Source organism: Enterococcus sp. E4-150, from assembly GCF_035726465.1.
GTDB lineage: Bacteria > Bacillota > Bacilli > Lactobacillales > Enterococcaceae > Enterococcus_B > Enterococcus_B faecium.
On record NZ_JAPRGK010000031.1, the window covers coordinates 1 to 11,818 of the forward strand.

Consider the following 11,818-nt stretch of genomic DNA (forward strand, 5'->3'; position numbering starts at 1 on the left):
AAAAATTTCTAAACAGAAGCCATAAAGGTTTTCAACAGGTAACCGATACATTAGTTTCAATGTTTACTGAGTAACTAATTATTTTGCAGGAGGACAATTTATTTACACAAAATTATTGACGCTCCCTATATATTGAGGAATTAATATACACAGGAATTTAATGTTAAGAACTATAAATCATATCTATATTTAAAATTATTAATTGGATAGGCTACAATTAACTAGACAGAAAAATTAAGGTGTGTAGACTAGAAGAAAACATACCAGGAGGAATTTTTATGTCTAAGAGAACACGAAGAACTTTTTCACAAGAATTCAAGCAACAAATCGTCAATCTTTACTTAGCTGGAAAGCCACGTGTAGAAATCATTCGAGAATATGAACTAACGGCTTCAGCATTTGACAAATGGGTAAAGCAATCTAAAACGAGTGGTTCATTCAAAGAAAAAGATAATCTTACGCCTGAACAAAAAGAATTGTTAGAACTACGTAAAAGAAACCAGCAATTAGAAATGGAAAATGATATTTTAAAGCAAGCAGCGCTGATATTCGGACGAAGAGACAAGTAATCGATGCGAATAAGCATCTTTACCCTATATCAGCGATGTGCAGAATATTAGGTCTATCACGTCAGTCCTATTATTATCAATCAAAACCAAAGAAAGACGAATCAGAACTTGAAGAAGTAGTCGCTGAAGAATTTATCCGCAGCCGAAAGGCCTACGGCTCAAGAAAAATAAAAAAAGCCTTATCAAAACGAGGCATTCAGATCAGCCGACGAAAAATTAGTAGAATCATGAAAAATAGAGGATTAAAATCGAGCTATACTGTTGCTTATTTTAAAGTACATCATTCTACTTGCAATGAAGCCAAAACGACAAACGTATTGAATCGTAAATTCTTAAGAGACAACCCATTAGAAGCGATCGTAACAGACTTGACTTATGTACGAGTCGGGAAAAAATGGAATTATGTCTGTTTCATTTTGGATCTGTTCAATCGAGAAATTCTCGGCTATTCTTGTGGAGAACATAAAGATGCCGTTCTAGTAAAAAAAGCATTTAGCCGTATCAAACAACCTCTGACAGAGGTTGAGATTTTTCATACTGATCGTGGAAAAGAGTTTGATAACCAAGCTATTGATGAATTATTAACAACTTTTGACATCAATCGATCATTGAGTCATAAAGGCTGTCCTTTTGATAATGCCGTAGCTGAATCAACTTATAAGTCGTTGAAAGTAGAATTTGTCTATCAATACACATTTGAAACCTTACAACAATTGGATTTGGAGTTATTTGACTATGTCAATTGGTGGAACCACCTTCGGTTGCACGGTACACTTGGCTACGAGACACCGGTTGGTTACCGTAACCAGAGATTGGCGCAGCGAATCCTTGATAATGAGCTCGGATGTGCTAACGCTAGCGAGGCAGTCTAACTTTAACTGTTAGCTCCTGCCGAACATCGTCACATCCGAGGAGGCTCATTGTCAAGGACAATCGGAATAGCATACGGAAAGAAGTTCTGCACCTTATAAAATTTGTCAAAAAAACTGTTGCCATTCCAAATACTTTCTACTATTTTTAGCTCCACTATAGAGCTAATCGATTCTAAATGACCTTAGAATCATCATATGAACACTAAATACTGTACTATTTTCCAGATTCTCTATAAATTCTTTCACTCAACTTAAATTAATACCCAAAATTTCTTCTTTGCTAGAACAATATATAATTATACTTCTATTAACCATATGAGTGGAATTACTCACTTCTTTCAAAAGTTGTTTATTAAGTTATCTGAAATTTTTGTTCATTTATGTATCTTTATTTTGAAAAAAAGTAATCTTTAGATAAACTTGTTAGATAAAAAAAAAACTGCTCTAACGAGCAGTCCTAAAAATGGAAATATGGCTAGATAATACTCAATCATATAACACACAAAAAAGATGAAATATGATACAAAAAAGTGTATCAAAAACCTTGCAAAATAACAAGTCTATAGAAAATATGTTCAAAATCCACAAAAACAATTCATTAAGATTAATCATCACAATTCTTTTACTTATATCTGTTGGTATAGACACTATTTAGCAGCATGTACAATTATGTGGAAATTTATCACACTATATTACTACCTAGTTTCAATTGGCATCATATCTCTATTTTCCACACTTAAAATAAATTACTTTACTTCTTGTATTTGAAACGCTACAAATAGTCTTATTGTTTCTCTAAGTATTTTATTAAATATTTTTTCTTTACTTGTTTCACATATCCTGCCTCTTTACTAAATGTTCAATTTGAGTTTACCCTAAATAGACACTGGCATAACATTGAAAAATCTGGTTTTCTAATGTATGATTAGGGTGTATTTTAAAAAGTTGCAGAAAGTAGGTAAACATTTTGAAAGTTGCATACATACGTGTCTCATCGATCGATCAAAATGAACAACGGCAAATTGAAGAAATGAAAAAGTTCGGTGCAGAAAAAATTTTTATTGAGAAACAATCTGGAGCAACGATTACTCATCGACCAATTTTCCAGGAAGCTTTAGAATTTGTCCGAGAACAAGATATTTTTATCGTGGAAGCCATCGACCGACTTGGAAGAAATTATGATGAGATTATTGAATCGGTCAATTACCTTAAAAAGAAAAATGTGCAGCTAATCATCACTAGTTTACCAATCATGGCTGAAGCAATTGGAAATCCTCTCCTGGATAAATTCATCAAAGACTTAATCATTCAAATCTTGGCTATGATTGCCGAACAGGAACGTACAGAATCTAAACGACGCCAGGCACAAGGGATTAAGATTGCTAAGGCTAATGGTGTTTACAAAGGACGTCCTAAACTCTATAGTGCGGACGCAAAAGATCCACAACGTCGCCTTGTTTATAAAAACATCGTTGAGGATCTTGAGAATGGGATTGCTATTTCAAAAATTTCCAAAGAGTACAATGTTACGAGACAAACAATCTACCGTATAAAAAAAGAAATCTGAATCTATCTTCTAGATATTCAGGGCTAGTAATCACATTAGTTGTCACTAACCCATACATTTAGAGTCACAACAAATAAAAAAACCAAACCTATACGCAGTAGGTTTGGCTTTCGTGATATTTGTAAGTAATAATCTATTTTCACAAATAAACAATATAAAGAATATAAGGTAAATCGGAAAGCTGATTATAGAAAAAAGAAAATTCAATTCTTTGAAATATCAAAGTAAATATGATATTCTCTTATTAGATATAGGAATGATATTTCGCTATATCGAGCCTCGCGGATGTACTCTGGCGAGTTTTTTTATTTAAAGGTTGATTTTTCTTTTTAGTTTGCTATAATAATTTTAGATACAGGAATGATATTTCGCTGTATCGAGCCTCGCGGATGATATCTGGCGAGTTTTTTTTTGCTTTCTTTCAATAGTTTAAATAATTAATTGTTTTATAACGTAATTTTTTATCTAAAATGGACTTAAAATCTATAATTTCTTCATCTGGAAACTTCAAATTGATAAAATCACCAGATTTCAAATCACTTTCATCAGAAACTAACCCCATTTTTTTATATTCTTCAAATCGTGTTTCTCCAGATATCATAGAACACAACATGTCAACTAGTTCCAAGCCACAATGGTTAGGTATTAAATCATGGCCTACTTCTTCTTTTCTAATAAATCTTATTTCATCTAATATTTCTACCGCATGTTTTTCTCTGACATTATCACTACCAACAGTAATCGTATGATTATATGCTCTTTTTAAATCTGTACGAGCATCAAACTCTTTTCCGTCAGCATCGAATCTTAACTTGGTGTATATTTTTTTGGGTAATTCTTCATCTAAATATAACCCATTAGGAATCTCTTTCCCTACAATTTCTTGCTTCAATAAAGATAACAGCAATGAATCTAAATGTTTTCTCATACTCACATAAGGTACTGCATTTAATAATCTAGGCGCAACATTTCTACTTAGTTTTTTTAAAGAACTTTTATCTATTTTATCTATTTTGTTTCTTCTTACTAAATACTGCTTTTTCTCCCATATAAAATCTGTATGAACAATAAAAAACTTTGCTTCATCTAACATAGCCTTAAGTTCTCTAAAAAAATCTTTCAATTTTTCAACGGAAAATTCTCCATCAATTAGAAAATTTGAATAACCAATATTCTCAGGGGTTCTCGCTTCAGGATTAATTAATTTCTTATATTCAACAAAATGCATGGCCTTTTTACCATCCATGTTGTACTTTTTCCTAAATTCTGACCATTTTATTTCAAAGTCACTTTGATAGTATTCTTTTTCAAACGTTAGACTAGTAATAGAATATTCTTGCATATCAAAATCAGCATTTTCTTTTTTCAAAAGATCTGTTAAAAAATTTCTTTTACATTCATCAAGATACGTATAATATAAGGGGTTCTGTTGCAAAGTTTTAAATCTACTATCAAATAAGGTAGAATAATAGAAAAAGATAGCAGGAGGAATGACGATGAATCATTTTAAAGGAAAGCAATTTCAGCAGGATGTGATTATTGTAGCCGTGGGCTACTATCTTCGTTATAACCTTAGCTATCGTGAAGTTCAAGAAATCTTATATGATCGTGGCATTAACGTTTCTCATACAACGATTTATCGTTGGGTGCAAGAATATGGCAAACTACTCTATCAAATTTGGAAAAAGAAAAATAAAAAATCCTTTTATTCATGGAAAATGGATGAAACGTACATCAAAATTAAAGGAAAATGGCATTATTTGTATCGAGCCATCGGTGCAGATGGTTTAACCTTGGATATTTGGTTACGTAAAAAACGGGACACACAAGCAGCCTATGCTTTTCTTAAGCGGTTAGTGAAGCAGTTTGATGAACCGAAGGTTGTAGTCACAGATAAAGCCCCCTCTATTACAAGTGCCTTTAAGAAACTAAAAGAATACGGCTTTTATCAAGGGACAGAACATCGTACCATTAAATACCTGAATAATTTGATTGAACAAGACCATCGTCCAGTAAAGAGACGCAATAAATTCTATCGAAGTTTACGCACTGCCTCTACCACGATTAAAGGCATGGAAGCCATTCGAGGATTATATAAGAAAACCCGAAAAGAAGGCACTCTCTTCGGGTTTTCGGTCTGTACTGAAATCAAGGTATTATTGGGAATCCCAGCTTAAATCATAGATACCGTAAGGGATTTTATTCTTTATTTAAAACTTTGCAACAGAACCCATTAAAAACGTTGAAACATTGGAAGAATTGAAAAAAGCCTACAAAAAGTTAGCTTTGAAGTTACACCCCGATTGTGGAGGGAATGAAGAAGAAATGAAAACTTTGAACAATGAATATGACGAACTGTTTAGCAAACTTAAAAACACTCATAAGAATAAAGACGGTGAAACTTACACCAAAGAAACAACAGAAACACCCGAACAGTTTAAGGATATTATTAATAAATTGTTCAATCTAAAAATGGACGGCGTAGCAATCGAAGTAGTAGGAACATTTATATGACTAACAGGTAATACAAAACCATATAAAGAAGATATAAAAGCCCTAGAATTCCGATATTCACCTAAAAAATATGCTTGGTATAAAGCCCCTAAAGATTACAAAAAAAGAAGCCGACTACGATCAATCTGTGAGAAGCGGCTGTCTCTGAGACAATTGCATCACATTTTAGTTGTGAATATGTATCTCAAATACACCTAGCAGATGAATCGATTCTGATTTGTATGCATACATTTTATTTTTTTGTGGATTCGGCGAGTATTTCTTCTTTTGTTGTTCGTAAAACTATTGTCTCGGAGCGATTCCTTTTACCAACAGCTCAGTCCATTCCGCTGTATAAGGCAGGATTTTCTCATAAATCTGCGGATTAGAGATGCCTTCGATCATGGCTTGAAAATACAACATCAAAAATTCATCTGAATATTTTAAATCGACTTTTCCTTCTTTACGCCCGCGATGGAATAAATCCAACATAATGCCAAAACTTTGCTTTGTATAAGCTTCCATCATTCGGGTAAAGCCGCTGTCTTCTTTTTTAGTGTAATAGCTCATTAAATCTAGGTAAAATTGTTTATTGATTTTTTCGAGGTAATCGATTTTATTTTGACTCATGGCGATCAAAGTTTCTTCAAATGATGCATTTTTCTCCATGATTTTTTTAGCTTTTTCCCCCATTTCATCCATTGACCGGATAAAGACTTCATGAATGAGCTTTTCTTTGCTGCCAAAATATTTAAAAATAGAAGTTTTTCCTACATTGGCCTTTTTGGCTACGGCATCGATCGTTAAATTCTCGATTCCCGTATCTGTATTCATCAGATCAAAAGCAGCTCGTAAAACTTTTTTCTTTTTTTCTTCTGTTCTTCGTTCAAAACCATCCATTAAAAATACCTACTTTCTATAAAAAAGAACTTTTTGTTTATCATAGTTCAAAAATAGCTTCGTATATATTATATAGGAAATAATACGAACTAACAATGGAATCATAGGTTTAAATTTAAAATTATTTTTATTGACTGTTAAAATAAAAAAGAATATTATTGGAGCTGTAAAAGAACTTTGGTTTGAAACAAAGTATAAAGGGGTATTTTATGAACGATACGTATTGTATTGGTTCATAAAAAAGGTGCGTTTTGTTCAGACTGGAAAGCTCGTTATAAAATCATGTCAAAAGAAAAGGGAGTTATGTACCATGACAGAAATTGTAAAAGTACAAGGCTTGCAAAAAAAATTTGGTAAATTCCAGGCGTTGAAAGATGTCTCATTCACAGTAAACGCCGGTGAAGTTGTTGGTTTTATCGGACCAAATGGAGCAGGAAAGTCAACGACGATTCGTACACTGCTAGGAATCATCAACCGAGACGAAGGAGATGTCCAAATATTCGGAAAAGATGTTTGGAAAGATAGTCTAGAAATCCATAAACGAATTTCGTATGTTCCTGGGGATGTTGCTCTTTGGGGCAGCCTGACTGGTGGAGAGATCATTGATCTATTTATCAAACTTCATGGCGGCGGGAGCAAAGCAAAGCGTGATTATTTAATCAAACGATTTGAACTTGATCCAAAGAAAAAAGCCAAAGGTTACTCTAAAGGAAATCGTCAAAAAGTCGGTTTGATTGCTGCACTTTCAGTTGAATCTGATCTGTATATTTTAGATGAACCGACTTCAGGACTAGATCCATTGATGGAAGCAGTATTCCAAGAAGAAGTAGAAAAAATCAAAAATGATGGCAAAGCGATTCTATTATCTTCACATATTTTAAGTGAAGTTGAACGATTAGCAGATAAAGTAGCAATCATTCGACGTGGAGAAGTAGTTGAAACAGGTACATTAGATGAATTGCGTCATTTGACTCGCTCAACAGTTACATTGGTGACAAAAGGCGATATTGAGAAACTTGCGACGCTCTCTGGCGTGCATGATTTTGTTCAAAAAGACGGCAAAGCAACTTTTTCTGCTGACAATGAAGCGATGAATACGATTCTGACCGAGGCAACCAAATTAGGTGTGATAAAAATCGAATCTGTACCGCCAACGCTCGAAGATTTATTCATGCGTCACTACGAAGGCTGATTGTCGGAACGGAGGAAAAGAAAATGAATGAAAAATTTGCGCGTTGGAACGTATTGTTCATTCAATACGTGAAACGCGATTGGAAAAAAATAATTGTTTGGGTTTTAGGTTTGGGTTTGTTCTCAGGAGCATATGTACCAGCATTTGAAGAGATTGCTAAAGGACAAGGTCTTTTAGGGATGTTTGAAACGATGCAAAATCCAGCGATGATCTCGATGGTTGGACCTACACCAATCAAAATAGGTACGGATTATACTTTAGGAGCGATGTATGCTCAAGAGATGTTGCTGTTTTGCGGATTGTTCGCAATGATTATCTCAGCACTTCATGTGGTGAGCCACACGCGAAAAGAAGAAGAATTAGGTTTGACTGAATTGGTTCGCTCATTTCGAGTAGGACGACAAGCCAATTCATTAGCTGTTATCAGTGAGATGCTGTTGATCAATCTTTTATTAGGTCTTTTAATCGGCGGACTCATGATGAGTTTTGGTGTAAAAACGATTGATGCCGAAGGAGCTTTCTTGTTCGGAGGATCAATTGCATTGGCGGGAATTATCGGTGGTGTATTGGCACTTGTGATGTCGCAGATTATGGCGACTTCTACTGGAGCAACCGGCTCGACATTAAGTCTTATAGGACTTTTGTATATCGTGCGCGCTGGAACAGATGTGTCTAATCTTGATCTATCAATGTTCAATCCAATGGGATGGATTTACTTGACCTATCCTTTCACAAAAAATAACTGGCTACCATTATTATTTGCTTTGATTTTTAGTCTTGTTTTTACCGTACTTGCGTTTGTGTTGGAAGAACATCGCGACATGGGCGCAGGTTATCTTCCTGAACGAGAAGGACGTGCGACGGCGAAGAAATCACTACTTTCTGTACCTGGTTTGTTTTTCAAGATTAATAAAGGAGTAATGATTGGTTGGCTGATCGCATTTGTGGTTATGGGAGCTGCGTATGGCTCCATTTATGGAGACATGCAAGTCTTTCTTGGCGGAAATGAACTGATGAAACAAATGTTCACTCAATCTGGCGTTTCCATTGAAGAATCCTTTACGGCAACGATCATGATGGTAATGATTGGATTAGTCACAATCTTGCCAATCGCGGTGGTCAATAAATTATTTGCAGAAGAAACAAGACTGCATCTGAGTCAACTGTATGTAACGAAGATTACGCGAGGCCAATTATATTGGACAACGATATTTTTAGCTATTTTTGCTGGAGTCGTAGGCATTGGCTTAGCATCAGCGGGATTAGGTGGAACGGCGATTTCTGCGATGAAAAATGAATCGACTATGGATCTGACCGATTTCTTAGCTGCTGGATACAATTTTCTCCCTTCCATCTTATTTTATATTGGTTTGGCTGCTTTAGCGTTAGGCTGGTTGCCAAAATTTGGAAAAGTAATCTATGCTTATCTAGGCTATTCCTTTGCTTTGAATTATTTCGGCGGAATCTTAGATTTGCCGGATTGGTTCTCAAAAACGGCGATTCAAAGTTGGATTCCACGCTTACCGATGGAAGAATTTGATGGAACGATTTTTGCAGTAATTACTGTTATCAGTATCGTCTTCTTATTTGTCGGCTATTTAGGATACAAACGCCGTGATATGGTAGAAGGCGCTTAAAAATTGAATTTCTAAAAAACCGTTCAGATTTACGAAAGTCGATTTGAGCGGTTTTTTTATGGCTTCAATTGTCAAATTAAGTGCAACGATTCATTAAAAAATACTTCATAAGGGGTTTTCCAATTTAGACATTTCCGTGGTCGCGTGTTTAACAGAATTAGGCAGAAGTCGCCCATCCTCTATAGGTGGGTGATGAATGCCGTTCGGTATGAGGGTTACCGTTGGTAACTCGAAGACCGACAACTAAGGCGTATTGCCTTTTTATTTTGTCCCATGTTACAATCAGTCTATACAAGAAATGAGTTGATATAACATGGAATTAGATACAAATAATCATTCAGTATTTCTTCTTTATTACCACCTTGTTTTAGTAACGAAATATCGTAGACAAGTGATTGATGATGAAATATCTGATTATGCCAAAACTACTTTTGAAAGAATTTCAGAATCGTATCACATTACTTTAGTGGAGTGGAATCATGATAAAGACCACGTTCATATTATGTTCAAATCTCAACCTAAAACAGAATTGACAAAATTCATCAATGCCTATAAAAGTGCCAGCTCAAGATTGATAAAACGTGACTTTCCAAGAGTCAAACAATTTCTTTGGAAAGAAATGTTCTGGTCTAAAAGCTTTTGTCTTCTGACAACTGGTGGCGCACCAATTGATGTGATTAAGAAGTATATCCAAAATCAAGGAAACAATCATAAATAGAAAGTAGGTGAACTTTATGGAACAACTAAAAGCATACAAATTCAGAATCTATCCAACAGAGGAACAAGAAATCTTCTTTGCCAAATCTTTTGGTTGTGTCCGTAAGGTCTACAATCTAATGCTTGATGACCGAAAAAAGGCGTATGAAGAAGTTAAAAATGATTCTTCTAAAAAAATGACTTTTCCGACACCAGCTAAATACAAGAAAGAATTTCCGTTTTTGAAAGAAATTGATAGCCTTGCTTTAGCCAATGCCCAACTTAATTTAGATAAAGCATACAAGAATTTTTTTCGGGATAAATCCGTTGGATTTCCACGTTTCAAAAGTAAGAAAAATCCTGTTCAGAGTTATACAACGAATAATCAAAATGGTACAGTTGCTTTGATTGATAGTAAATTCATCAAAGTTCCTAAATTGAAGTCATTAGTAAGAATTAAGCTTCATAGACAACCAAAAGGGATTATCAAATCTGCTACAATATCACGTCATTCTAGCGGTAAATACTATATTTCTTTGTTGTGTAAAGAAGAAATTATCGAATTACCTAAAACTAATTCCACAATTGGTATTGACTTAGGTATTATGGACTTTGCGATTCTTTCTGATGGACAAAAAATTGATAATAATAAATTCACGTCCAAAATGGAAAAGAAACTAAAGCGTGAACAACGCAAATTGTCTAGGCGTGCTTTATTGGCTAAAAATAAAGGTACCAATCTATTTGAAGCTAAAAATTATCAAAAACAAAAACGCAAAGTAGCTAGATTGCATGAAAAAGTAATGAATCAACGTACTGATTTTCTGAATAAGTTGAGTACAGAAATGATCAAAAATCACGATATTATCTGTATTGAAGACTTAAACACAAAAGGTATGTTGCGAAATCATAAATTAGCTAAAAGTATTTCTGATGTTTCTTGGTCAAAGTTTGTGACTAAATTACAATACAAGGCTGACTGGTATGGACGAAAAATCATCAAAGTAGATAAATGGTTTCCGTCTAGTCAGATTTGTTCAGAGTGCGGACATAAAGATGGCAAGAAATCTCTTGAAATTCGAGAATGGACTTGTCCTGTTTGTCATACTCATCATGATCGTGATATCAATGCTAGTATCAATATTCTGACCGAAGGTCTAAGACTACATTCTATGGGATTGGCTTAGATCCAATCATCAAGAACCGTAGGAACTACGGGGATAGCTTGGTAAATAAGAGACACCGCTGTTAGTAAAGAAATACGCTATCAAGTATGCTCTATTCCCAAGAAGCTCCCACTTCAAGCGTTAAGAACCGTCAGGTTTAGCTAAGTGGTGAGTAGTTCACTTTATTCGCCCATTCTTGAATTTGACTATTGAAAATACCTGAAATATCTTCACCTTTGGGTGAATATTCTCGTAATAAACCATTAGTATTTTCGTTTGTACAACGTTGCCATGGGGCATGTGGATCTGGAAAATACACTTTAGTGCCATTTAATTCTAGCGTTATTCGACTATGTTGGGAGAATTCTTTTCCTCTATCGGGTGTAACGGTTTTACATTTATCTTCTCCTACATTTCTTATTAGATTGATGGTTCTGTTGCAAAGTTTTAAATCTACTATCAAATAAGGTAGAATAATAGAAAAAGATAGCAGGAGGAATGACGATGAATCCTTTTAAAGGAAAGCAATTTCAGCAGGATGTGATTATTGTAGCCGTGGGCTACTATCTTCGTTATAACCTTAGCTATCGTGAAGTTCAAGAAATCTTATATGATCGTGGCATTAACGTTTCTCATACGACGATTTATCGTTGGGTGCAAGAATATGGCAAACTACTCTATCAAATTTGGAAAAAGAAAAATAAAAAATCCTTTTATTCATGGAAA

At 34.5% G+C, this 11,818-nt stretch carries 9 protein-coding genes and 3 pseudogenes; 9 read left to right on the top strand and 3 right to left on the bottom strand.

From position 1 onward, the window contains the following. Positions 1–278: 278 nt before the first annotated feature. Both OZ002_RS13025 and OZ002_RS13030 read left to right on the top strand, forming a co-directional pair. Positions 279–1,441, top strand: a protein-coding gene (locus OZ002_RS13025; protein ID WP_086956687.1) for an IS3 family transposase whose coding sequence is annotated in 2 segments (ribosomal slippage) — positions 279–555 and positions 555–1,441 — 1,164 coding nt in all. Because the reading frame shifts where the segments join, the coding sequence is not laid out codon by codon here. A 967-nt stretch (positions 1,442–2,408) separates the two neighbouring features. Then, the gene (locus OZ002_RS13030; protein WP_010722003.1) at positions 2,409–3,008 is read left to right on the top strand and encodes a recombinase family protein; all 600 of its coding nucleotides are present in this window, start codon (positions 2,409–2,411) and stop codon (positions 3,006–3,008) included. Between the two features lie 421 nt (positions 3,009–3,429). On the opposite strand, the gene OZ002_RS13035 is transcribed toward OZ002_RS13030, so the two are convergent. After that, the gene (locus OZ002_RS13035; RefSeq protein ID WP_240186397.1) at positions 3,430–4,377 is read right to left on the bottom strand and encodes a glycine/betaine ABC transporter substrate-binding protein; all 948 of its coding nucleotides are present in this window, start codon (positions 4,375–4,377) and stop codon (positions 3,430–3,432) included. Positions 4,378–4,504: 127 nt separating this feature from the next. On the opposite strand from OZ002_RS13035, the gene OZ002_RS13040 reads away from it, so the two are divergent. Beyond that, positions 4,505–5,185: an IS6-like element IS1216 family transposase gene (locus tag OZ002_RS13040; protein ID WP_002287920.1), complete on the top strand. Its 681-nt coding sequence runs from the start codon at positions 4,505–4,507 to the stop codon at positions 5,183–5,185. A gap of 55 nt (positions 5,186–5,240) precedes the next feature. Then, positions 5,241–5,720 (top strand): annotated as a pseudogene (locus tag OZ002_RS13045) (DnaJ domain-containing protein). 84 nt (positions 5,721–5,804) lie between these two features. On the opposite strand, the gene OZ002_RS13050 reads toward OZ002_RS13045, so the two are convergent. Continuing rightward, a complete protein-coding gene (locus OZ002_RS13050) occupies positions 5,805–6,401 on the bottom strand; it encodes a TetR/AcrR family transcriptional regulator (protein WP_002326773.1) in 597 nt (198 codons plus the stop codon). Between the two features lie 310 nt (positions 6,402–6,711). Here OZ002_RS13050 and narA point away from each other — a divergent pair, with 310 nt between their 5' ends. The 4 genes from narA to tnpB all read left to right on the top strand — a co-directional run bounded on the left by narA (position 6,712) and on the right by tnpB (position 11,113). Next, positions 6,712–7,593 (top strand): ionophore ABC transporter ATP-binding subunit NarA, encoded by an 882-nt coding sequence (gene narA, locus OZ002_RS13055; RefSeq protein WP_002326774.1) that lies wholly within the window; start codon positions 6,712–6,714, stop codon positions 7,591–7,593. A 23-nt stretch (positions 7,594–7,616) separates the two neighbouring features. Then, positions 7,617–9,230, top strand: a complete 1,614-nt coding sequence (gene narB / locus OZ002_RS13060) for an ionophore ABC transporter permease subunit NarB (RefSeq protein WP_002333004.1) — start codon at positions 7,617–7,619, stop codon at positions 9,228–9,230. 313 nt (positions 9,231–9,543) lie between these two features. Beyond that, the gene (gene tnpA, locus OZ002_RS13065) at positions 9,544–9,948 is read left to right on the top strand and encodes an IS200/IS605-like element ISEfa4 family transposase (RefSeq protein ID WP_325083473.1); all 405 of its coding nucleotides are present in this window, start codon (positions 9,544–9,546) and stop codon (positions 9,946–9,948) included. A 16-nt stretch (positions 9,949–9,964) separates the two neighbouring features. Continuing rightward, the gene (gene tnpB / locus OZ002_RS13070) at positions 9,965–11,113 is read left to right on the top strand and encodes an IS200/IS605 family element RNA-guided endonuclease TnpB (RefSeq protein ID WP_002287525.1); all 1,149 of its coding nucleotides are present in this window, start codon (positions 9,965–9,967) and stop codon (positions 11,111–11,113) included. 145 nt (positions 11,114–11,258) lie between these two features. Here tnpB and OZ002_RS13075 read toward each other — a convergent pair. Beyond that, positions 11,259–11,522: pseudogene (locus OZ002_RS13075) on the bottom strand (IS30 family transposase); the annotation flags it as partial. Between the two features lie 74 nt (positions 11,523–11,596). On the opposite strand from OZ002_RS13075, the pseudogene OZ002_RS13080 reads away from it, so the two are divergent. Continuing rightward, positions 11,597–11,818: pseudogene (locus OZ002_RS13080) on the top strand (IS6 family transposase); the annotation flags it as partial.

Coding starts and splice junctions, on each gene's coding strand:
- OZ002_RS13040 (WP_002287920.1), top strand. CDS start 4,505: ATGAATCATTTTAAAGGAAAGCAATTTCAGCAGGATGTGATTATTGTA.
- OZ002_RS13050 (WP_002326773.1), bottom strand. CDS start 6,401: ATGGATGGTTTTGAACGAAGAACAGAAGAAAAAAAGAAAAAAGTTTTA.
- narA (WP_002326774.1), top strand. CDS start 6,712: ATGACAGAAATTGTAAAAGTACAAGGCTTGCAAAAAAAATTTGGTAAA.
- narB (WP_002333004.1), top strand. CDS start 7,617: ATGAATGAAAAATTTGCGCGTTGGAACGTATTGTTCATTCAATACGTG.
- tnpA (WP_325083473.1), top strand. CDS start 9,544: ATGGAATTAGATACAAATAATCATTCAGTATTTCTTCTTTATTACCAC.
- tnpB (WP_002287525.1), top strand. CDS start 9,965: ATGGAACAACTAAAAGCATACAAATTCAGAATCTATCCAACAGAGGAA.